The organism is Candidatus Njordibacter sp. Uisw_039, from assembly GCF_047730075.1.
Taxonomy (GTDB): Bacteria; Pseudomonadota; Gammaproteobacteria; order Pseudomonadales; family Balneatricaceae; genus Njordibacter.
On the sequence record NZ_CP159831.1, the window covers coordinates 2,617,300 to 2,640,861 of the forward strand.

Below are 23,562 nucleotides of genomic sequence, written 5' to 3' on the forward strand. Positions count from 1 at the left end.
CAGGAGTAATAATATGTCAGAAGAGATTGAACTTGAAGGTGAATGGGTAATGGGTTGGCCTGATCGTAAACGGGCCCGTGTAATGCCAAGTAAAGATGCGGAAGGACGGACTATCTTTGCACGCTCTCCAGTACTCGATCTAGAGGGATTGCTGACACCAACTGACGCCTATTATGTGATCGCTCAACTTAACATGCCTGATCCAGTACATCCAGATGACTTCTCATTTTCAATCGGTGGAATGGTTGACAATCCAATCGAGTACACTCTTGAGGAAATTCGAAAGTTTCCGGGGCGCACTGTGCGTGCAGTGACCGAATGTGCGGGGAATGATGGTGAATTTTGGGACTACATCGATGAGGGGAAAAAAAATGTGCGGAAGCCCTCTTTGCGTGATGCCCAAGCTGAAGAAGGTGGTTGGCGCCAGTCCGGAGATGGTGAAGAGGCTCTGGACATTGAGAATATCCTTGAGTCTATTCCAACTACGGGTCTGGTCAGTGGTGGTGAGTGGACTGGAGTACCCTTTAAGACTGTACTTGAACTTGCTGGCATACAAGAAGGTGCGGTGTCTATCGCCCTTCATGGCTGGGATGAAGGCAGACCTGACCCAGTGACCCAATACCTTTCAGTCGGACGCACTGACTTCGATGTGGTTGATCCTGGCATCATCAATTACTCAAAGGCGATGCCGATAGAAAAAGCTCTCCATGAAGATACAATCCTAGCATGGGCTCACAATGGTGAGTACTTGACACATGTGCACGGTGCACCATTGCGATTAGTTGTGCCGGGTTGGGCTGGAAATTGGTGGGTAAAATGGATAGATAGGATAGAGATACTTGACCACACACCAGATTTTTATTATCAAACCCACTATTTTGTGAGCGGCAAGTCGCCGGAAGATCCCAATAAGAAGCCTATGAAAGTTCTTGGAGTCAAAGCGTTAATTACTTCACCTCGAGACGAAGATGGTCCAATCAAGTGTGGCTCACACGCTATAACTGGTCGAACCTGGAGTGGTGAGGGTGCCGTGGTTCGTGTCGAAATCAGTACTAACGGAGGTGAAAGCTGGAACGATGCAACCATCGAGGAATCTAACGACCGTTGGCTATGGCGGCGCTTCCATTACGTTTGGGATGTCACCGAACCAGGTCAGTATAAAGTTATGGCACGCGGAATTGACGAAAAAGATCGAGTCCAGCCGACTTGGGAATGGAACTTCCAGCGTAAGCACTTTGACGGAATTGTGCCAGAAATAATCAGTGTTGAGAAAGGGTGATTTTTCTATGAAGATTGTGGTGTGTGTTAAACAGATTCAGAATCCTGAGATCCCACCCGTTCAGTTTCGCATTGACGAAGAAGCGAAAGTGTTGATTCCAGTATCTGGTTTGTCACCTATTCTTAGTCCATATGATGAACAAGCAGTTGAAGCTGCTCTGAGGATACGTGATAAGGCGGGAAAAGACTCAGACATAGAAATTACTATTGTGACTATTGCATCAAAGGGTGCTCGAGCTGTAATTAAAGCGGCGCTCGCTTTGGGTGCTGACAATGCCGTTTTGCTCAGCGAACCAACGTTTGATGGGAGTGGCGGGTATGTCACCGCTCGTAACCTAGCTGAGACGATCCGCGCCATTGGTGATGTGGACTTGATCCTGACCGGGCGTCAAGCTGCCGACTGGGATGCTGGTGTTGTAGGCCTTGGAATAGCCGAAATTCTGGATATTCCGGCCATCACTTTTGCGTGTGACGTGCAGACCACTGATGGTGTCGTCACAGTTCAACGTGTGCTTCAGGATGGCATTGAGACTGTTGAAGCGGATTTGCCAGCGTTGGTAACTATCTCCAACGAGTTGGGTAAAGTCCGCTACGCATCAATGCGCGAGACTATGCGTGCTGCGAAGAAACCGATTAAGGAATGGATGCCAGAAGATATTGGTCTTGATGAGGCACAGGTAGGTTCTAGCGCTATGCGTTACAAGCTAGAGCGTCTCTATATCCCAGTAAACGATACAGAGTGTGAATTCATTGTTGGAAATACACCGGCCGAGATAGCTGCCACTCTTGCTCAGCACTTGCGCGAAGCAAAGTTGATATAGGATCAAAAGATGACTGACAATAATAATGGTGTTCTCGTAGTTGTAGAGATGGTGGAAAGTCAACCAATCGATCTAGGTTTAGAGATGTTAGCGTTGGCAAGGCGACTCACTGACAGTATGGGTGGGACCGTCACCGCGGTAGCTTTCGGTACTGGCTTGGAAACCACTGGCGAGATACTGACTGCATACGGTGCGGATCAAGTTTTAATTAATGATAACGCAATATTTGCCAACTTCCATGCTGAAGCCTGGTTGCCGGATCTGTCCAAAATAGTTGCTGAGGTGGCGCCCGCTATTGTCCTTATTGGACATTCGTTATCTGGCACTGACCTAGCACCCCGTCTTGCCTTCCGCCTGGATGTTGATGTAGCTACCGGTTGTGAGTCGATTGACATCATCAACGGACGACCACACATGACTCGAAGCTGCTTTGGTGGCCTTGCACGCGAAGTGGTCACTTTTACCAAGACACCTGCGGTAGCTACTATCCGTTCCAAAACCCAACAGGCTCTGACACCTATGATGGAGCGTGCCGGGGAGGTTAAACATGTGACTTCAATTCTTGATGTGAATTCCATACGCAGTCGTGTTGTCAATCGCGAAAGGGAGAAAGCTGTTGGAGTAAAGTTGGAGAGTGCAAAAATTGTGATCGGTGGTGGGCTAGGTTTAGGCGGCCCAGAAGGATTTAATACACTCAATGAAATCGCAGAATTGGTCGACGGAGCTGTTGGTGCCAGTCGCGCCGCCTGTGATTTGGACTGGTGCCCACGCTCTTATCAGATTGGATTGACCGGACGCACAGTGGCACCTGAACTATACCTTGCGGTCGGAATCTCTGGTGCTAGTCACCACATGGCCGGCTGTGGTAACTCTAAGACCATTGTTTCGATCAATTCTGATCCAGATGCAGCAATTTTTAAATCATCTCGTTTTGGTATAGTCGGAAACTCTCAGGAAATTATGCCTGCGCTGGTCGAAGAGATCAGGAAGCTGAAGGCTTAACGGAAAAGAGCTGAGAGTCGACGAAACAAGATATTTTTATCAGTATAGCTCTTTTACGGTTTTGATGGCGATGTACATCCTAACAAGCCAGTGTGGATTTTCTCGGTGTATCCACTATTGGCGTTTCTAGAGACGGCATGCTTAAGAATTTGCTTCGTCGATGTGCCTCTTTTTCCTTCCCAGAGTTAAACCCTACTGTCAACATTATGTTTGCAGTTTTTAAATTGAAGAATGGGGTTTGATGAAATCGCTGTCGTGGTTTAGCTCGCTAAAAAATTATTCATCCCGTGGTGAACAATAGCGAATCTACTGTGTGATCTCAGTGTTAAAAAGCCACGGAATTCACCTAGTTACTTATTAAAATACAAATCAGGTTAAAGATACTGTTGATTTAAGTAGGCAGCTAACCGATAAATTATATCAACTTGTTGGAGATATATTAGTTGTCAAACGTATTATCAAACCGTTGGTTTGTTCTTGTAGTTACTGGTGTGGCACTTGTTCTTTCGTTGACTACATGGTTTTCAGCAACAGCTGTAATACCAGAGTTGACTAAGCTAATGTCGCTAAGCCTGTCCCAAGCAACCTGGTTTACCAATAGTGTACAGGCAGGTTTTGTCGTTAGTGCCCTTATTGTGAGCCTATTGTCCCTGTTAGATATTTATAAAAGTTCAACCATTATGGCTATATCTGCTTGTGTTGCTGGTATCGCAAATGCACTTTTAATTTTGGAACCTGGAGTAGTCTTATCGCTTCTTTCTAGATTTATAACGGGGATGGCTTTAGCAGGTATATACCCCACAGTAATCAAATTCATTGCTACCTGGTTTAAAAAAGGACGTGGTTTTGCAATGGGAATAATGTTGAGTGCCCTGACGCTCGGATCCGCTTTGCCTCACCTTATACGTGCTGTCGGAGTCCAATTTGACTGGAAATTGGTAATTCTCATGAGCTCACTGGCATGTCTTATAGCCGCAGTGCTTTTTGCATTTGTTTTGCGCGACGGACCTCACCAATTTTCCAAGACTAAGGCAGATGTAAATCAACTGGGGCGTATCATTAGAGACCGTCCAGTAATGCTAGCCAATATCGGCTATTTTGGTCATATGTGGGAGCTCTATGCGATGTGGGGTTGGTTTTTTGCATACGCCATCGCAGCAAAGAGCACAGGACTTGGTCTGGAAAATGCCGCGTTACTGACATTTTTAGTTATTGCAGCAGGCGCACCAGGTTGCGTTTTGGGTGGTTGGTTAGCAGATCGTATAGGTCGTTGTTACGCAACTACTTTCCTCATGGTTATTTCAGGCACAAGCGCGCTCCTCATTGGGCTCTGTTTTAACGGTCCCCCTTGGCTATTTATCACAATTGCATTGATCTGGGGGTTAGCAGCAGTTGCGGATAGCGCCCAATTTTCAGCCGCGGTCACTGAGCTTTCCGACCAATCGATGGTTGGGTCTGCTTTGGCATTTCAAATGGGTGTTGGGTTTGCGATAACGATATTTGTTATCTGGTTGTTACCAGTCGTAGCAGAGTACCTAGGTAGTTGGCGCTGGGTTTTCCTGATACTTGTACCTGGCCCCTTTCTTGGTGCCTTATCAATGCTGTTGCTGCGCCGCGAAGATCGATCGCTGTTACTTGCTGATGGCCGGCGCTAAGAACGTTTAAATTTATTTAACAAGCACTTTCATGAGAAAGCATAGAATAACTATGACAAGTTTTACATTAACGGTTCCTGGGTTAAACCCGGGTCTACTGACACACACTCGTTGCTCAATCCGGCGAATGATGAGAAGACCTGCGACATTGCATTGGCAAATACAGAGGGCCGGAATGACCCGACCCTCATGCTATTAAGTTAGCACTGACTTATTCACAGCAACTCTTTTAGATGCTGCCTTGAGCACAGAAACAGGTTTTTGCTATCACGATGTCAGCACGAGAGCTACGTTCATTGTATAAAGCAGTGACCTCGGCAAGTTCCTCAGGTGCATCGCCTCGGGCTTCAAGACAGAGTTTAAGACCCAATAAGCCCCACATATTGTCTTTCCAAAGTTTGATGTCAGCACGGTAGACGGCTTCTGCTTCTTCGATTTCGCCTTGTTCGTGAAGGAGTGCACCAAGGATGTGGCGCACAGGTTGCATCTGTCCCCAAGGCTCGTTATAGGCGAGGTTGAGTGAGAGATTGACACCGCGACGTAGATGGTCAAAGGCAGCAGTAAAGTCAGACGCTTCACCTTGAGCCTTGGCTAGGAACTGTTTTCGGTATTCGATTTCACCAGCCAAAACAGCACCATTAACCAATAAAATACACGGGCCTTCGCTTGGGTCTTGATACATCAAATTGTTGTGCAGCACCCGGCCAGCAAGCGCTGGGTTTTGAATTGCTTCATCGAAGAGAACCTGTTCTGCTTCTGCCTCTGAGACCATGCCCTTGGAGGCATAGGCTACACCACGAGCGTAGTGTTCTGTTGCAATAGTAGAAGCGAATACCTCCTTATCAGAGTGCATCGGTTCAGCAATTATTTTATCCCACATACCGAATCGAATCATGACATGCAAAGGCATGGCGACATAAGATTCAAGGAAGATTGCGCCCATTGGTATGATTCCAGCAAGCATGAATTGTACACCTGAATTCTCATCACCTGCAGGATTTGCCGCTGCTGCCTTTCGAGCGTATTTCATCGCGGTTTCATATTGTCCTTCAAACATAGCACACCAGATCACGAAGTGGTGGTTGTGCATTCTGTAAAATTTGTAAAACTGTGATTCGTTACCAGTGAGTTCAACGTATTTATCATCGGCTTTTACAGCATCGATGTTACAGTCCATAGCCTCTTTCCATTGTCCAACCCAAGCATCGATATGAGAGGGCATGTGAACGAGGTGTCCCATACTAGGCATGGCGGTGCGCAGCAAATCAGCTGCAGGTAAAGCTCGTTCTGGAAATGGAGACAGTTCCAAACAGTGACAATATAAGTGGGACAATGCAATGTGTTCCTTTGCGCCGTCGATGGTCTCAAAGGCATCTTCCATAACTTGAACGCAAAGTAGTGTGTTGTTATCCAACGGAGTGATTTCACCAGTCTCAGTGTTCTTGTTCCACAGTTGCCATGCATTGAGATTCATGAGAGCCTCTACATAAATTGCAGCGACGTCCAAGTTGCCTTTATACTTTGCGTAAAGAGGAGCCATAGCTTCTGCAAACGCAGCATTGAGTTCTGCACTGTTACCCATGTTGAGCACTGAAGGGTCCGCTGCATCACGTGCTTCTTCAGAGTGGCGCTCGGCTAATGCATCGATAAGATCTTGTTCCAATTCTGTACAACCCGCTTTGAGAGAAATAGCCTGTTGAATTGGGTCGTAGCCCGAACCCAAACCAGGCGTCCAGTTGTAGTTTGAGGAGACACAGTATGCGATACCCCACCATGCCATTGCGCAGGTCGGCCGAGTTCGGTAACTTTCATGTAGCACGCAATTGCTTGTTCGTGGTTATAATTAAGCATATGCCCAAAAGCTTCAACAAACATTTTCCGTGCATCTTCATTTTTGCAAGTAATCGTTGTAGCGAATGAATAGTTTGAAGCGTTTCCAAAATTATAATTTACTGGTGCAAGAGACATTTGGAATTTTCCTATTATTTTTTTAATGAATCTTCACTATATCAGGCTAAAAAGGATTGTCAATATGCACTAAACATTTTTTAGTCAATTGATTATTAATATGCTAGTCTCAATTTGGGATCGAGAAAATAAAAAAATTATTAACATATGATCACAATCAATCAACCTATATACAACGGATTGGTAGTTTTAAAAATGAAAAAAGTAAGACACAACTTGGCAGGATTGATTTTTGCCGCACTGGGTATCATATTTTTATATCTAGATATGGCACCAACTATGGATCATGAACCAACTGCTCACAGTGTTACACTACTGGGTATTGGAGAAATGACTTGGATGTGGTTTACAATGGCATTAATACATTTCTTTTTAAATGACTGCCAGTGTAAACATTGTAAAGGCACAGAATAGAACAACCCGGCAACACTTTTTCCAGGAAACTGTCTCTGCATCCAGATTTAGCCGGGTCCGACCCGAGTGGATCAAGTCAGGTGAATGTCTCTGCGTTGCGGCACAGTTTTCTGCAATGGCCTGAAGTTATCAAGTCTCGATATCAGCCAGGCCACTGCGAAGGTAGGTTGCCCTGCCAGTAGGTTTGCTGTGAAAGGTTTTTAATGATTTATCTATTTCTGATAATAGCTTAACCACGGTGACTACTGCTTTAGTCCTAAGACCGTGAACGTAGCGGTGGTGTCTCTTCCCAGTAGATTGAATATAAGCCGCCTTCATAAAGTCCACTAAGGTTGGCTGATTAGGACAACCTTAATAAGTATATACCCACTGCATCACCTAGCAGTCATCTTCTGGGTCATCTTCTTCGCTAGTTGTTGTGAGATCGTCGTGTTGGGTTAGCCATTCAATTGCGAGAAGGTGTGCTGTATCGGAAGCTTGTTGTATTAAAGTTATTGCTTTAGACAGGTTTTTTTCAATGCCGCTACCTTCAGCATAGAGCAAACCTAGCTGATATTGGGCTTCGCTATTACCAGATTCAGAAGCCGTTTGAAAGTAACTTGCGGCACTAGAAAAATCACCATTGTTTTGTGCCGCAAAACCTCGCTCTAAGTCGCTTGTGGCATGCACTTGGGCGGAAAGCGATAATAGAGTTAACCCTGTACATGCGCTAAGTATTAGAGAACGTATAATTAGTTTTATTAATTGCATAAATATGCCTTGATTTGCTCCTTATATTAACCATATACAATTGTTGGATCTACACTCGGTTAAACAATATCCTTCTGTCTAACTGTATCATCCAGCGCCCGGTATTCAGGCCGACATACTTAATGGCATCCATCCTGCCCAGTTCAAGCTAATAAATACAAAAGATAAAAAGGGCCCTATGGCCCTTTTTTTAATCACTGTAACTTAACTTATTAAGGCTTAACAGTACTAAACCCAAGTATCTCCCAGGTCTGCATACCACCACGGAACCACTTAATCTTCTCTGCTGGATAACCATATTTCAACAGTGTTGCCATAGATGCCGGCGATTGACCACACCACATACCATTACAGAATAAGGCCAAAGTTTTGGCATCAGAATAATCGAATACCTCACTAACGGTGCCAGACACGAGAGCTTCATCAACGGTAAAGTCATCGGCATCTCCGACCAATTTAACGCCAAACTGGTCGATCATCACCTCCATAATGATTTCAGTAGTCGCTCCTTTAGAAGTGGATAACTTGGTGAATGGCACGTTGACAGCACCAGGGATAGTGCCACGCTCAACCCAATCAGGAGTCCGTGAATCGACCACCAAAATATTTTCACCACTTTGCATACGTACTATATGGTCGATAATTTCTAGCTCACCAAGTGTTTCCACACCGGGAGCAAAGGTCATGGGCTGAATGCAAAAAACGGGGCATGGCCGTGAGGTTTTTGCAAACGCGTCTATAATCGTATTACTGTTGTCTTGATTACGTATGATTTGAACAGTCTGCCCGTTATGACTTACGTCTACAGACATCAACTTGCTTGTAATGCCAACAGGCCCACCTGCTGCAACGGCACAAAAGCTGGTAACTCCTAACAGCAAACCAGCACTAAGTAATGAGAACGCTTTTGTTATTCTTTTCATTTTAGACCTCCAATTAATATTTATTCGCACACTTTATATCCTACTGATAAAAGACAATTTATCAAGCCCACCACAATACTTTTTAGTCTAATAGTACTAATTGGTATAAAGAATGACACTAATGTGTAACCATTGCAGCATAAAAGGGGTTATTGGTAAACCTCAGCTCATATAGAGAAAACACCAAAGTAGCTGCAATACTGCCATTATCTGCAACAATAAAAGAAGCTAAAGTCCATCGGAATCTTTGGTATAACTTGGTCTCAAGAACAGACAACATATACCCCGTAATATAAGGTACCTTGAGCCTTGAACCCCTGTATTTAATCCACTTACATCCTAATACCGACCTAAGACCTAACGCTACTATATGTTCAAATCGACCTTTAGTAAACCTAGGCACCTACAACAGTCCACCTAACAACAAGCGACTCCTATTCAATCTTTTGTAACCATTTATGCAATACAGGAAGCTGGTAACCTGCACCATAGTTCTGACCTACACTTGAGCGACTCCAGCCACCAATTTGGTCAACAATATCCGAGGGGCACTCAGCTGCTCTCAATCTGTCGCGCATACTATGTCTGAATGAATGTATTACGCACCCATCCTCAACATATTGTTTCATCCATTTATTTAAAGCGCCACCAGCTGTATTTTAGTATGAAAAAAAGGCGCGTTAACTTCAAGCGATGTGGTTTTCGTTGGCCTGCCATACCCCCGATTATACTTTTGCCTCTACAAGTGCTGGACAGTAATTATATGATAGGCATAAAAAAAGCCCCATATATTGGGGCTTTGTGGACATCTATGATTGATAATAGATGTCAATTTGGTACCGGCGGCCGGAGTTGAACCGGCACGAGCAAAGCTCACCACCCCCTCAAGGTGGCGTGTCTACCAATTCCACCACGTCGGCATTACTTTTTACTCTGTTACAGGAACGTCGCTGTCTGTAGGCACTAAAACTTCTTCAAATTCAGGAAGCGTTTGTTGCTCTACTTGCTCAACGACGGGAATACCTACATCAGAAATGCTGCCAGCTTTCTGCTTGGCATAGATTGCCAAAGCAAAGCTGGTTACAAATAAACTAGCTGCTATAACAGCGGTAGTACGGCTCAAGAAATTACCAGATCCACTACTGCCAAATACAGTTTGTGAAGCACCACCGCCACCAAAAGAAGCGCCCGCATCGGCACCCTTACCTTGCTGAATCATGATAAAGCCAATTAAGGCTATGGCTAACAACACATGTACAATTAGAATTGCAACTTCCATTAAATTTCTCGCTTTACACTTATTGCGCTTATATAAGCACTAATCTATTTCGCCGCCTGGCCAATGGCCAAGAATGAATCAGCTGTTAAGGATGCGCCACCTACAAGGCCGCCATCAATGTCTGCTTGAGCAAATAACTCTTCAGCACTGGTGGCAGTTACACTGCCACCATATAAAATTTTCAAGCCGCTGGCTTGTTCTAGAGCCACACTCGCTATATGGGCGCGGATAGCTCGATGCACTTCCTGAGCTTCCCCTGGACTTGCTGTCAACCCAGTGCCTATGGCCCAAACTGGCTCATAAGCGATGACCGCATTAGCAAAGCTAGCACCGCCAGCGGCGTCAATAACAGCCTGAATCTGACCAGTGACAACACTTAATGTGAGGCCTTGCTTGCGCTGTTCTAACGTTTCACCCACACATAAAATAGGCGTTAACTGCGCCGCTTGAATGGCAACATACTTAGCTGCCACTTGCGCATCATCTTCTGCATAAAGAGCGCGTCGCTCTGAATGGCCAACCAGCACATAGCTAACACCAAACTCTTTAACCATGGTTAAAGACACTTCGCCAGTATAAGCTCCTTTATCAGCTGCACAAATATTTTGTGCACCGATATGAATACTTGTACCAGTTAACTCTGCCTGGGCTTGCGCTAAGTATGGAAAAGGTGGAAACACCACCAGTTCAGCATTTTTAATCGTTACCGCACCGTGTTTCAGGCCACTTAATAATTCAGTTACAGCATTTTTGCTGGCATTCATTTTCCAGTTGCCTGCAACTATCATGTGTGCCATTACTATAACCTTCCGTTAAAACAAACCAAGGGTATTCAATTTAAGCGCGCCATAATACTCAAGTTAGGGCACCTAAACAAGAGATTTGCTGTTATTACCATGCAATTAGCCTAAGAAATCACCTGGCTTACATCGTGGGCTAACTCTTGAGCATATTGGTTCACAAGATCAACATCTTCGCCTTCTACCATTACCCTTACCACTGGTTCTGTACCTGAGGGTCTGAGCAAAACCCGTCCTCGAACGCCCAAGCGCTTTTCCATGGCATTGACAACGTCATCTATGGCTGGATATTCTGCCAAATTTACCTTACTACCAAGACGTAAGTTAATGAGTTTTTGTGGCATTTTTTGCATTTGATTCTTCAGTTCATGCAACGTCTTCCGGCTAGATTGCATCGCTTGCAGGACCTGCAGAGCAGCGATGATGCCATCTCCAGTGGTGGTCAGATTTCTACAGATAAGATGGCCTGACGATTCACCACCTAAAAGCCAACCTTTTTCTTTTAGCTGTTGCATCACATAACGATCACCCACTTGGGCACGGATAAAATCTATACCTAGGTCTTTTAGTCCGAGTTCCATTCCTAAGTTACTCATTTGAGTGCCTACTACGCCACCCTCAAGTTGGCCGTTACGTTTCAGGTGAGCAGCGATAATAAACATTAATTCGTCGCCATCAACTTCGTCACCCATGTGATCAATCATAATGACACGGTCACCGTCACCGTCTAAAGCTATACCTAAATCTGCTTCTTGCAGGCGAACCACTTTTCGCAACATAGCAATGGACGTAGAGCCACAGTCCTGATTGATATTCAATCCGTCAGGGTCAATTCCAATACTAGTAACGTCGGCACCAAGTTCGTGCAGCACACTAGGCGCAATATGGTAAGTAGCACCATGGGCACAATCTAGCACAATTTTCATACCCTTCAAGCTGGTATGAGGGCCAACAGTGCCCTTACAAAACTCAATATACCGGCCTGCAGCGTCAGATATGCGCTTGGCGCGGCCTAGATTTTCCGGAGACACACACACCATGGTTTCTTGTAACTTATCTTCAATTGCCGCTTCAACTGAGTCTGATAGCTTAGTACCCTGGGCAGAGAAAAATTTAATGCCATTATCTTTATAGCCATTGTGTGAAGCGCTGATCACTATGCCAGCTTCAGCATGAAAAGTACGCGTTAAATAGGCCACGGCAGGTGTCGGCATAGGACCTAACAAGCGCACGTTCACACCTGCTGCAGACAAGCCTGCCTGCAATGCAGATTCAAACATATATCCAGAAATACGTGTGTCTTTACCAATTAGAATTTTGCTACGGCCGTGCTCTGAAAACACTTTGCCCACAGCCCATCCCAATTTAAGCATAAAGTCGGGGGTTATCGGGTATTCACCACAGCAACCACGAATACCGTCTGTTCCAAAATACTTCATACCTAACTCCTTTATGTAACCTTCCTTAGTTTGATTTAATCACTCATCATAGCTGCATGAGCCATACGGAGCGCATCTACGGTAGGGGCCACATCATGGGCCCGCACAATACGCGCGCCTCGCTCATAAGCCATCACAGAAACTGCTAGGCCACCGTGTAGTCTTTCATCAACTGGCCGATCCAATACACTGCCAATCATACTTTTACGAGACATACCCACTAACACAGGCATACCTTTGTTGGTTAATAGGTTGAGATGTTTAAGTAACTGTAGATTATGAACTAAGGATTTGCCAAAGCCAAATCCAGGATCTATGAGTATACGCTCTACTGGTATACCCACACGGTTACATTGTTTAACGCGCTCATCTAAGTAAAGGCCAACATCCCCCACCACAGAATCATATACGGGGTTATCTTGCATGGTTTTAGGATCACCCTGCATGTGCATTAGGCATACGGGTAACTGTGTATCGGCGGCAGCCTGCAAGGCACCTTCTCGCCCAAGAGCACGCACGTCATTGATGAGCCCCACACCAGCTTTAGCAGCGGCAGTAATCACCTCAGCGGTACTGGTATCGATAGACACAACGACATCTAAAGAAGCTCGGATAGCTTCAATAACAGGAATAACACGATCTAATTCTTGCTGAACTGATACAGAATCAGCTCCTGGGCGAGTGGATTCGCCACCAATATCGAGGAAACTAGCACCTTCTGCCACCATTGCACGCGCACGCACCATGGCCGCATCTAGACACAAGGACTGGTCAGTAAACAGGCTGCCGCCATCAGAAAAGGAATCGGGAGTGACATTCATCACTCCCATAACATGTGGCTCAGCTAAGTCGAGCCATTGGTCACCAAACAACATCTTAGGTTGGAGCTTCGTCGGCACCTGGCACGTCACTGTTGTCTGCATCTAGGTCAGATTCAGCAACCGTAGCCTGGTCTTCAGCTGAGGTAGCACTAGCGTTACCATCAGTATCTGAGCCACTGCTGTTACGATCTTGATCGTCCCAGCCTTCTGGTGCAGAAACTTCTTCACGGGCTAACAATTGATCTAACTGACTCGAATCGATGGTTTCGTACTTCATCAAAGCATTAGCCATGGCATCTAAAATATCTCGATTATCATGTAAAATGACGCTTGCACGTTCATAGCAACTTTCAATAATTTCTTTTATTTCGCCATCAATAGCCGCGGTAGTTTCATCAGAGAAACCTTTAGCTCCCTGACCTTGCGCACCACTAAACGGATCAGAATCTTCTGATTCATAAAGCAATGGGCCTAACTTTTCCGACAAGCCCCACTTAGTCACCATGTTGCGCGCCAATTGTGTGGCACGTTGGATGTCGTTGGATGCACCCGTAGTTACACCATCCTTGCCTAAGGTCATTTCTTCGGCAATACGACCACCGTATAGGCTACATATTTGGCTCAAGATACCTTGACGAGACAAGCTATAACGATCTTCTTCTGGCAGGAACATTGTCACGCCTAAGGCACGGCCACGTGGAATAATGGTCACTTTATAAACTGGATCGTGATCTGGCACCAAACGACCAACAATAGCATGGCCGGCTTCATGATAGGCTGTATTAAGCTTTTCTTTAGGTTGCATGACCATGGATTTGCGTTCAGCACCCATCATGATCTTATCCTTGGCCTTCTCTAGTTCATCCATACCTACGGTGCGTTTATTTAACCGTGCAGTAAACAAAGCAGCCTCGTTCACTAGGTTGGCTAAATCTGCACCAGAGAAGCCTGGAGTACCACGAGCAATAAGCTTTGGTTTAACATCGTCACCTAAGGGTACTTTTTTGAGGTGAACATTAAGAATTTGCTCACGTCCACGAATATCTGGTAACGGCACATAGACCTGACGATCAAAACGACCAGGGCGCAACAATGCCTTGTCTAATACGTCTGGGCGGTTGGTAGCAGCAATAACAATAATACCCTCATTACCTTCAAAACCGTCCATTTCTACTAATAGTTGGTTAAGGGTTTGTTCGCGCTCGTCGTTACCGCCACCCATGCCAGCACCACGATGGCGACCTACAGCATCAATTTCATCGATAAAGATAATACATGGAGCTTGTTTTTTAGCTTGTTCAAACATATCACGTACACGGGATGCACCCACACCCACAAACATTTCAACAAAATCAGAACCAGAGATACTAAAGAACGGCACCTTAGCTTCACCAGCGATGGCTTTAGCTAACAACGTTTTACCAGTACCCGGGGCACCAGACATCAGCACACCACGTGGAATGTGCCCACCTAAACGCTGGAATTTTCCAGGGTCACGTAAAAACTCCACCAGTTCTTGTACTTCTTCTTTGGCTTCTTCAACACCCGCAACGTCGGCAAAGGTGGTTTTAATTTGATCTTCACTCATTAACCGAGCTTTACTCTTACCGAAGGACATTGGGCCGCCCTTGCCACCAGCACCACCTTGCATTTGGCGCATAAAGAACATAAACACCACAATGATAATTAAAATAGGTGCACTAGCTACCAACAGCTGTACCCAGATGCTTTGTTGTTCTGGTTGCTTGCCTACAATCTCAACTTCGTGGTCCAGTAGGTCATCTACTAACTTAGGGTCCGACAAGGCCGGCCGAACAACTTCAAAGCTGGTGCCATCACCAAACTTGCCAGTTATCATAAGGCCATCAACTTCAACATTGGTGACTTGATCACGCTGTACTGACTGCACAAATTCTGAATAGCTCACGCGATTGGGAGCAGATTCTTGGCTAAAATTATTAAACACCGTCAGCAGCACCGCTGCAATGATGAGCCATAAAACCAAATTCTTTGTCATGTTGTTCAAGTGCTAGACTCCTAATCCTCGTGTCGAGGGCGGCTTGAGGCAGTAAGAAAGGTAAACTGGGTTTACTGACCCTTAAAGCCGGTTGCCAATTGATAAACTTCTCGCGAACGTCCACGAGAAGCATCGGGTTTACGTGACCGTACGCTGGTAAAGCTGCTACGGGTGTCTTTTAATAAATCATCAAAACCTTCACCATGAAACACCTTAGCCACAAATGTGCCCCCAGGTTTTAATACACTACGGGCCATGTCTAAAGCCAACTCAACCAAATACATAGATGTTGGCTGATCAATAGCTGGGTTACCACTCATATTGGGGGCCATATCAGAAATTACAAGGTCTGCTTTTTCACCACCTAGAGCCGCTACGATCTGATCGTAGATCGCTTGTTCAGTAAAGTCACCTTGCACAAAGGTGACATCGGCAATGGAATCCATTGGCAGTATGTCTGAAGCCACCACTGTGCCTTCTTCACCTACCAGCTGCATAGCAACTTGAGTCCAGCCACCTGGGGCTGCACCTAAATCAACCACTGTCATTCCTGGGCGCATCAGCCGGTCTTTTTTACTTATTTCAAGCAATTTATAGCTGGCACGAGAACGGTAGCCATCTTTTTGTGCCTGCTTTACATAGGGGTCGTCAAAGTGCTCTTTTAGCCAGTTGCTGCTGGTTTTTGATCTAGCCAAGGGTATCTCTATTGATAGGTCGAAACGTAAGTGGGGTAAATCTAGCGGCTGACAAGCGCAAACACCAGACATGCGGTATAATGTGGACCAGTTTAACACAGCCACGGGACCTATGGCGCCCAACAATTTATCTTTGGACAACAATGAATTTAGCTCAATCACAGAAAAAACAACTTCGCTCCATTGGCCATGGCTTGCATCCGCTCGTCACTGTGGCTACCAACGGTCTTTCAGAAAACGTAATGACAGAAATCGGCCGCGCGCTGTTCGATCATGAATTAATCAAGGTGAAGTTTTCTGTGGGCGATCGTGATGTGAAAAACACCCTCATTGCAGACATGTGTAAACAAACTGGTGCCACGCTAGTGCAAGCTATCGGCAACGTTGCCCTAGTGTATTTAAGCAACCCTGACGCAGACCCTAAAAAGTCTAACTTAGAACGCTAATATTTAGACCTATAACACCGACCTCTCCTTCGTTAAGCGTGGGAGCTGTAGGTGGCTATTCACTAATTTATACGATGTGCTTAACCTCAGCAATCTCATAATCAATCATACCGCCAGGTGTAGTTACGCGCACTTCGTCACCTTCACTTTTGGCGATCAAAGCCCGCGCTATGGGTGAACCGATAGAAATCTTTCCAGCTTTAATGTCAGCTTCATCTTGACCCACAATACAGTAGGTCTTTTCTTCGTCAGTATCCAAGTTAATGATAGTGACCGTAGCGCCAAAGATCACCTTGCCCGTGTGTGGGATTTGGCTAACATCAATCACTTGTACTAAAGATAATTTAGCTTCAACCTCTTGAATACGGCCTTCGCAAAAACTTTGTTGCTCTCGGGCAGCGTGATATTCAGCATTTTCTTTTAAATCGCCATGCTCGCGAGCTGTGGCAATGTCTTTGATGATTCGCGGCCGAGTGATACTTTTTAATTCCAATAACTCCGCACGCAGTAATTGCTCACCACGCACCGTCATAGGGACTTTAGTAATCGCCATAATTAATACTTCCTTACGCTGTAAGCGTAGCGTGCATATCTTGCAAGCGACGCACTTCTTGTTCTTCCCCAAACGCCAAACCTTCCATCACTGCAAGACCACCAGTTAGAGTCGTGGCGTAAGTTACTTTATGCTGCAATGCAGAGCGACGAATGAGCGATGAATCGTTAATAGCTTGGCGTCCTTCTGTGGTGTTTACCACAAAGGTAATTTCGTCATTCTTAATCTTATCAACAATGTTAGGGCGTCCTTCCATCACCTTGTTTACTAGTTCACACTCAAAACCAGCTTCAGTCAATGTTTTTTGAGTACCACTGGTAGCGACCAAAGTGAAACCAAGCTGAATTAACCCTGCTGCCAACTGGAGAGAGGCGGGTTTATCAACTTCCCGGACCGAAACAAAGGCTTTTCCAGCCACAGGCATGGATTGTCCTGTACCTATATGAGCCTTGGAAAACGCTTCAGCAAAGCTATTGCCAATACCCATTACCTCGCCCGTTGACTTCATCTCTGGGCTAAGAATTGGATCAACACCTGGGAACTTGTCAAACGGGAACACAGCTTCCTTAACGTTAAAGTACCCTGGGATGATCTCTTTAGTGAATCCGATTTCAGCAAGGCTTTTACCCGCCATAACCTGAGCACCGATGTCTGCCAAAGAAACCCCAATACACTTAGATACAAAAGGTACAGTGCGTGATGCACGGGGATTCACTTCAATGACGTATATTTCACCATCTTGCCATGCCAGTTGAGTGTTCATTAAACCAATGACCCCAAGCTCTAACGCCATACGCTTCACTTGCTCACGCATGGCCTCTTGCACATCTTGTGGCAAGTCGTATGGCGGCAACGAACAGGCTGAGTCACCAGAGTGAATACCCGCTTGCTCAATATGTTGCATAATGGCACCAATCACCACTTGCTCACCGTCGCACACAGCATCAATATCTACTTCTACAGCATTGCTCAAAAAGCGATCCAGCAGCACTGGAGAGTCATGGGACACCTGAACTGCTTCATTCATGTAGCGCTTCAGCTCAGTTTCTTTGTGTACGATCTCCATGGCACGGCCACCTAATACATAGGATGGGCGCACTACCAAAGGATATCCAATTTTTTCTGCTGCGCGAACAGCCTCTTCTTGAGTACGCACGGTGGCGTTTTCTGGCTGCAGCAAACCTAAACGCTGAATCATTTGCTGGAAACGCTCACGGTCTTCGGCACGGTCGATGGCCTCTGGGCTAGTACCCAAAATAGGCACCCCAGCATTCTCTAGATCAACTGCTAGCTTAAGTGGAGTTTGACCACCGTATTGCACGATAACGCCTTTAGGCTGTTCAATCTGCACAATTTCCAACACGTCTTCTAGGGTAACAGACTCAAAGTATAGACGGTCTGAAATGTCGTAATCTGTAGATACAGTCTCTGGGTTACAGTTCACCATGATGGTTTCATAACCCTGCTTACGCATGGTCAAAGCGGCATGTACACAACAATAATCAAACTCAATGCCTTGACCAATGCGGTTAGGTCCACCACCTAAAATCATGATTTTATCACGACTACTAGGGCGTGACTCGCACTCTTCTTCATAGGTAGAGTACATGTATGCAGTGTCGGTTGAGAACTCCGCAGCACAGGTGTCAACTCGTTTATAGACGGGGCGAATACCCAACTTTTGACGGTGTTGACGGAAGCCTTTTTCAGTAAGGCCTAACAACTTAGCTAGCCGAATATCTGAGAAACCCTTACGCTTAAGGCTATAAACACGATCGTAATTAAGGTCTGCAAGGCCTAATTTGGCAAGTTTTTCTTCTTCCTGAATCAAATCATCTAGCTGCACCAAGAACCACGGATCGATACCAGAATATTCATAGATCTCTTGCACATCCATACCCATACGTAAGGCATCACCAACGTATTGAATACGATCTGCTCGGGGGGTTTTTAGTTCAGCAACAATTCTACTATGGGCATCTTCTTGGGTGATGTCTAAAATAGGATCCAAACCATGGATGCCTGTTTCTAGACCACGCAAGGCCTTCTGCAACGACTCTTGGAAGGTACGGCCGATGGCCATAACCTCGCCCACAGATTTCATTTGCGTGGTTAAGCGATCATCTGCTTGAGGAAATTTTTCAAAGGTGAAACGAGGAATTTTGGTGACAACATAATCAATGGCAGGCTCAAACGAGGCCGGTGTAGCACCACCTGTAATGTCGTTTTGTAGCTCGTCTAAGGTATAACCAACAGCCAACTTGGCCGCCACCCTGGCAATAGGGAAACCGGTGGCTTTAGAAGCCAGAGCTGATGATCGTGATACCCGTGGATTCATCTCAATAACCACCATACGGCCATCTTCTGGGTTGACACCAAACTGTACGTTAGAACCACCTGTTTCCACACCAATTTCACGCAATACTGCCAATGAAGCATTACGCATAATTTGGTATTCTTTGTCAGTGAGTGTTTGGGCTGGGGCTACAGTGATAGAATCACCGGTGTGCACACCCATGGCGTCAAAGTTTTCAATGGAACAAATAATGATGCAGTTGTCATTGGTGTCACGCACCACTTCCATTTCATATTCTTTCCAACCAATCAAAGACTCATCGATAAGTAACTCACTGGTAGGTGATAGGTCTAATCCACGGGTACAGATTTCTTCAAATTCTTCCCGGTTATATGCAATACCACCACCTGAACCACCCATGGTAAAGGATGGCCGGATGATGGCAGGAAAACCAATTCGCGTTTGCACGTCAAACGCTTGTTCCATAGTGTGGGCAATTTCAGCACGAGGGCACTCAAGGCCGATATTTTTCATGGCCTTGTCAAAACGATTGCGATCTTCTGCTTTATCAATGGTGTCTGCATCAGCACCAATCATTTCCACATTGTACTTTTCTAACACCCCCAAGCGGTTAAGGTCTAACGCACAGTTAAGGGCTGTTTGACCACCCATAGTTGGCAAAATCGCACTTGGGCGTTCTTTTTCAATAATTTTTTCTACCGTTTCCCAACGAATAGGCTCAATGTAGGTGGCATCTGCCATGCTGGGGTCGGTCATGATGGTGGCTGGATTAGAGTTCACCAAAATAACTCGGTAGCCTTCTTCGCGAAGGGCTTTACAGGCTTGAGCACCAGAGTAATCAAATTCACAAGCTTGACCAATGATGATAGGACCAGCACCAAGGATCAATATACTTTCGAGGTCGGAACGTTTAGGCATGTCAGTTATCCAATAATCTGTTGCTGTGTCATTTAGCTTTGCGAGCGGTCATGATGTCAATGAAGCGATCAAACAATGGCGCTACATCGTGTGGGCCTGGACTCGCTTCTGGGTGGCCTTGAAAACTAAAAGCCTGTTTATCAGTGCGCTCAATACCTTGCAAAGATCCATCAAACAAGGACTTATGGGTAGCCCGCAAGTTGCTTGGCATGGCATCTTCTGACACGGCAAAACCGTGGTTCTGACTAGTGATCATAACCACCTTAGAATCAAGATCTTGCACTGGGTGGTTGGCACCGTGGTGACCAAACTTCATTTTCTCTGTCTTGGCACCAGAAGCCAAGGCCAATAACTGGTGCCCTAGGCAAATACCAAACACTGGAGTATCTGTTTGTAGAATTTCTTTGATGGCGGCAATGGCATAATCACATGGCTCTGGATCACCAGGGCCGTTAGACAAAAACACACCATCTGGATTCATGGCTAATACATCTTTAGCCGGTGTTTGTGCAGGTACAACAGTTAACTTACAACCACGCTCAACCAACATCCGCAAAATATTCCGCTTGACACCATAGTCGTATGCTACAACATTAAATTGACCATCAGCCTTTTCGCGGTTTCCTTCTACCAAGTCCCAAGTAGAGCCGGTCCAGTTGTAAGCCTCTTTAACCGTGACTTCCTTGGCGAGGTCCATGCCTTTTAGACCAGCAAAACCCTTCGCCGCTGCCAAGGCTGCAGCTTCGTCGATGTCGTTACCTGCCATGATGCAACCACTCTGCGCACCTTTTTCGCGCAAAATACGCGTAAGGCGACGGGTGTCGATATCAGCAATGGCCACAACATTGTTGGCTATTAAATATTCATCTAGGGGTTGGGTGCTACGCCAGTTACTCGCCGTTAGAGGTAGGTCTCTAATAACTAACCCAGCAGACCAGATAAACTCAGACTCTTCGTCTTCTGAGTTAGTTCCAGTGTTACCTATATGTGGATATGTCAGGGTGACGATTTGGTGGGCGTAAGAAGGATCTGTGAGGATTTCTTGATAGCCAGTCATTGAGGTATTAAACACAACCTCGCCAGTACTTTGGCCGCTAGCGCCAATAGCAACCCCTTTAAATATGCTGCCGTCTTCTAAAGCCAGAATGGCGGGAGTAGTCAATGGGGGCCTCCTCAGGTGTGGTGCATCATGCGCGCAAATATTTTTTATAGGTACAAGAAAGTGCGGCCTCTAGTCGCAAAAAAGCGAGGTGTGTAAACACGCCCCGCTTTTATATAAATGCTATGACCGGCAACTACATTTTCGTGCCTGTAAACTGGCGAAATTATACAGAACAATGCGGCCTTTTGTCTAGCAGATTCTCTACTCCAAAGCGCTTAAGCTAGTCTTTCAAACCTAACACATCTTGCATATCGTACAAACCATAAGACTGGTCCTGCAACCAAGTACAGGCGCGCACTGCGCCTTTTGCAAAGGTCATGCGGCTACTGGCTTTATGGGTAATTTCGATACGCTCCCCTTCACTGGCAAATAGAACCGTATGGTCGCCAACAACATCGCCAGCACGAATGGTTTCAAAACCAATTTCATTGGCCGTACGCGGGCCAGTTATACCTTCACGCCCATAAACTGCACATTCGTCTAAGTTACGGCCCATTGCATCGGCTACAACTTCACCTAAACGTAACGCTGTGCCAGACGGCGCATCGACTTTATGCCGGTGGTGGGTTTCAATAATTTCCACGTCGTAGCCGTCTTGAAGAACACTAGCTGCGCGATAGAGAATATCGAGCAGCAGATTAATGCCCACACTCATGTTAGGTGCGAATACTATGGGTATATGTTGACCTTGATCAGATAGTGTTTTTTTATGCTCACCACTTAGCCCTGTTGTGCCTATCACTATAGCTTTGTTGAGCCGTACACATTCAGCAAGGCTGGCTATAGATATTTCTGGATTGGTGAAGTCGATGAGAACGTCAAAGTCATCAGCAGCAGAGGCTAAAGAGTCTTTAAGGGTAATGCCTAATTTTCCAACACCCGCTAACTCGCCAGCATCAGCACCCACTAAACTGCTATTAGGTGAAACGATTGCAGCGCCCAAGGTTACCCCTGGAGCTTGCTGAACAGCTTCAACAAGCACTTTACCCATGCGCCCTGCGGCACCCATTACTGCAATTCGTGTCATGCTCCACCTCTATGGATTGCCACGCTTTACTCGCAATGACAGGTTGTTCTAGCTATCTTCGAAGAAGCTCTTAACACCTTCAAACCAAGACGATTTTTTAGGTGAATGTTTGCCTTTAGTTGCTTCCATAGTGTCATGGAATTTACGCAACAAATCTTTTTGCTCTTTGTTTAGATGTACTGGTGTTTCTACCGCCACACGACACATAAGGTCACCTTGACCACCACCGCGTACCTGCGTTACACCTTTACCGCGTAAGCGGAACATTTTTCCACTTTGTGCGCCTTCAGGGATTTTTAACTTAACACGGCCGTCTAAGGTTGGCACTTCAATTTCGCCACCCAATGCTGCATCAGTAAAGCTGATAGGCACTTCACAGAATAGATTCTTACCATCACGAGTGAAGATTTTATGCTCACGCACAGAAACTTGCACGTACAAGTCACCACTTGGGCCTCCGTTCCCGCCCGCTTCGCCTTCACCTGTTAACCGAATACGATCACCAGTATCTACGCCCGATGGAATCTTCACAGATAAAGTTTTGTATTCTTGTACTCGGCCTTCACCGTGGCAAGAGTTACAAGGATCGCTGATCACCTTACCGTTACCATGACAAGTTGGGCAGGTTTGCTGCACCGAGAAGAAGCCTTGTTGCATGCGCACCTGGCCTTGACCGTGACAGGTGCCACAGCTCTTGCTGCTGGTACCGGGCCTAGCGCCAGAACCATCGCATGGTTTACACTCTACTTGAGTAGGTATGCGAATTTCTTTAGTTGTACCACGTACCGCCTGCTCGAGGTTCAAATCCATGGTGTAACGCAAATCAGAACCACGCTGAACGCTAGAACGACCGCCACCACCAGCACCTCCAAAAATGTCGCCAAACATGTCGCCGAACACATCACCGAAACCGGCGCCACCAGCGCCACCACGAGCATTTGGATCTACACCAGCATGACCATATTGGTCATAAGCGGCTTTTTTTTGCTCGTCAGATAAGATTTCGTAAGCTTCGTTAACTTCCTTAAAACTTTCTTCTGCAGCCTTATCACCCGGATTACGATCTGGGTGATACTTCATCGCCATACGGCGAAAAGCCTTTTTGATTTCTTTTTTATCGGTGCCTTTGGCCACACCGAGAACTTCGTAAAAATCGCGTTTAGACATAGTTATTCCACTGGGCTTCTATTGTATTTTTACTACAAGAAGCAGATACAAGAACGCAGGACCTAAGCCCCGCGTTATGACATTACACCCCATTTAAGTGGCGCTAGCAG

The 23,562-nt window shown here is 45.8% G+C and carries 21 protein-coding genes and 1 tRNA gene; 6 read left to right on the plus strand and 16 right to left on the minus strand.

Annotated elements, in window-relative coordinates; all coding sequences use genetic code 11:
• Nucleotides 1-13: 13 nt before the first annotated feature.
• The 4 genes from ABXT70_RS12520 to ABXT70_RS12535 all read left to right on the plus strand — a co-directional run bounded on the left by ABXT70_RS12520 (nt 14) and on the right by ABXT70_RS12535 (nt 4,756).
• Nucleotides 14-1,279, plus strand: coding sequence for a molybdopterin-dependent oxidoreductase (locus tag ABXT70_RS12520; protein ID WP_443640800.1), 1,266 nt, complete (start codon nt 14-16; stop codon nt 1,277-1,279).
• A 7-nt stretch (nt 1,280-1,286) separates the two neighbouring features.
• On the plus strand, nt 1,287-2,099 hold the full coding sequence (locus ABXT70_RS12525; protein ID WP_443640801.1) for an electron transfer flavoprotein subunit beta/FixA family protein: 813 nt from the start codon (nt 1,287-1,289) through the stop codon (nt 2,097-2,099).
• Nucleotides 2,100-2,108: 9 nt separating this feature from the next.
• Nucleotides 2,109-3,101 carry an electron transfer flavoprotein subunit alpha/FixB family protein gene (locus ABXT70_RS12530; RefSeq protein ID WP_443640802.1) on the plus strand — a complete coding sequence of 331 codons (993 nt, stop codon included), beginning with the start codon at nt 2,109-2,111 and terminating at the stop codon, nt 3,099-3,101.
• A 491-nt stretch (nt 3,102-3,592) separates the two neighbouring features.
• Nucleotides 3,593-4,756 (plus strand): MFS transporter, encoded by a 1,164-nt coding sequence (locus ABXT70_RS12535; protein WP_443642515.1) that lies wholly within the window; start codon nt 3,593-3,595, stop codon nt 4,754-4,756.
• 229 nt (nt 4,757-4,985) lie between these two features.
• On the opposite strand, the gene ABXT70_RS12540 is transcribed toward ABXT70_RS12535, so the two are convergent.
• Entirely contained in the window at nt 4,986-6,575 is a 1,590-nt protein-coding gene (locus ABXT70_RS12540) for a tetratricopeptide repeat protein (RefSeq protein ID WP_443640803.1), read from the minus strand.
• A gap of 296 nt (nt 6,576-6,871) precedes the next feature.
• On the opposite strand from ABXT70_RS12540, the gene ABXT70_RS12545 reads away from it, so the two are divergent.
• Entirely contained in the window at nt 6,872-7,138 is a 267-nt protein-coding gene (locus ABXT70_RS12545; protein ID WP_443640804.1) for a hypothetical protein, read from the plus strand.
• A 378-nt stretch (nt 7,139-7,516) separates the two neighbouring features.
• On the opposite strand, the gene ABXT70_RS12550 is transcribed toward ABXT70_RS12545, so the two are convergent.
• The 10 genes from ABXT70_RS12550 to rlmE all read right to left on the minus strand — a co-directional run bounded on the left by ABXT70_RS12550 (nt 7,517) and on the right by rlmE (nt 15,862).
• Complete coding sequence (locus ABXT70_RS12550; RefSeq protein ID WP_443640805.1) at nt 7,517-7,888, minus strand: tetratricopeptide repeat protein; 372 nt, start codon at nt 7,886-7,888, stop codon at nt 7,517-7,519.
• Between the two features lie 212 nt (nt 7,889-8,100).
• Nucleotides 8,101-8,811: a rhodanese-like domain-containing protein gene (locus ABXT70_RS12555; RefSeq protein ID WP_443640806.1), complete on the minus strand. Its 711-nt coding sequence runs from the start codon at nt 8,809-8,811 to the stop codon at nt 8,101-8,103.
• 434 nt (nt 8,812-9,245) lie between these two features.
• The gene (locus ABXT70_RS12560) at nt 9,246-9,389 is read right to left on the minus strand and encodes a hypothetical protein (RefSeq protein WP_443640807.1); all 144 of its coding nucleotides are present in this window, start codon (nt 9,387-9,389) and stop codon (nt 9,246-9,248) included.
• Between the two features lie 256 nt (nt 9,390-9,645).
• A tRNA-Leu gene (locus tag ABXT70_RS12565) sits at nt 9,646-9,731 on the minus strand.
• An 8-nt stretch (nt 9,732-9,739) separates the two neighbouring features.
• The gene (secG, locus tag ABXT70_RS12570) at nt 9,740-10,090 is read right to left on the minus strand and encodes a preprotein translocase subunit SecG (RefSeq protein ID WP_443640808.1); all 351 of its coding nucleotides are present in this window, start codon (nt 10,088-10,090) and stop codon (nt 9,740-9,742) included.
• 44 nt (nt 10,091-10,134) lie between these two features.
• The gene (tpiA, locus tag ABXT70_RS12575; RefSeq protein WP_443640809.1) at nt 10,135-10,887 is read right to left on the minus strand and encodes a triose-phosphate isomerase; all 753 of its coding nucleotides are present in this window, start codon (nt 10,885-10,887) and stop codon (nt 10,135-10,137) included.
• Nucleotides 10,888-10,997: 110 nt separating this feature from the next.
• A complete protein-coding gene (gene glmM, locus ABXT70_RS12580) occupies nt 10,998-12,329 on the minus strand; it encodes a phosphoglucosamine mutase (RefSeq protein ID WP_443640810.1) in 1,332 nt (443 codons plus the stop codon).
• A gap of 35 nt (nt 12,330-12,364) precedes the next feature.
• Entirely contained in the window at nt 12,365-13,228 is an 864-nt protein-coding gene (folP, locus tag ABXT70_RS12585; protein WP_443640811.1) for a dihydropteroate synthase, read from the minus strand.
• A complete protein-coding gene (gene ftsH, locus ABXT70_RS12590) occupies nt 13,206-15,167 on the minus strand; it encodes an ATP-dependent zinc metalloprotease FtsH (RefSeq protein WP_443642516.1) in 1,962 nt (653 codons plus the stop codon). Before ftsH ends, folP begins: the two co-directional genes overlap by 23 nt.
• 71 nt (nt 15,168-15,238) lie before the next feature.
• Nucleotides 15,239-15,862, minus strand: a complete 624-nt coding sequence (gene rlmE / locus ABXT70_RS12595; protein ID WP_443642517.1) for a 23S rRNA (uridine(2552)-2'-O)-methyltransferase RlmE — start codon at nt 15,860-15,862, stop codon at nt 15,239-15,241.
• Between the two features lie 143 nt (nt 15,863-16,005).
• Between rlmE and ABXT70_RS12600 the strand changes: the two genes are divergently transcribed.
• Nucleotides 16,006-16,308 (plus strand): YhbY family RNA-binding protein, encoded by a 303-nt coding sequence (locus tag ABXT70_RS12600; RefSeq protein WP_443640812.1) that lies wholly within the window; start codon nt 16,006-16,008, stop codon nt 16,306-16,308.
• A gap of 67 nt (nt 16,309-16,375) precedes the next feature.
• Here the strand turns inward: ABXT70_RS12600 and greA are convergent, their stop codons facing one another.
• The 5 genes from greA to dnaJ form a co-directional block, all read right to left on the minus strand.
• Nucleotides 16,376-16,855, minus strand: coding sequence for a transcription elongation factor GreA (gene greA / locus ABXT70_RS12605; protein WP_443642518.1), 480 nt, complete (start codon nt 16,853-16,855; stop codon nt 16,376-16,378).
• A 19-nt stretch (nt 16,856-16,874) separates the two neighbouring features.
• Nucleotides 16,875-20,096 carry a carbamoyl-phosphate synthase large subunit gene (carB, locus tag ABXT70_RS12610; RefSeq protein WP_443640813.1) on the minus strand — a complete coding sequence of 1,074 codons (3,222 nt, stop codon included), beginning with the start codon at nt 20,094-20,096 and terminating at the stop codon, nt 16,875-16,877.
• 28 nt (nt 20,097-20,124) lie between these two features.
• Nucleotides 20,125-21,258, minus strand: a complete 1,134-nt coding sequence (gene carA, locus ABXT70_RS12615; protein WP_443640814.1) for a glutamine-hydrolyzing carbamoyl-phosphate synthase small subunit — start codon at nt 21,256-21,258, stop codon at nt 20,125-20,127.
• Nucleotides 21,259-21,478: 220 nt separating this feature from the next.
• Nucleotides 21,479-22,285, minus strand: coding sequence for a 4-hydroxy-tetrahydrodipicolinate reductase (gene dapB / locus ABXT70_RS12620; RefSeq protein ID WP_443640815.1), 807 nt, complete (start codon nt 22,283-22,285; stop codon nt 21,479-21,481).
• A gap of 48 nt (nt 22,286-22,333) precedes the next feature.
• Entirely contained in the window at nt 22,334-23,452 is a 1,119-nt protein-coding gene (dnaJ, locus tag ABXT70_RS12625; RefSeq protein ID WP_443640816.1) for a molecular chaperone DnaJ, read from the minus strand.
• Between the last annotated feature and the right edge of the window lie 110 nt (nt 23,453-23,562).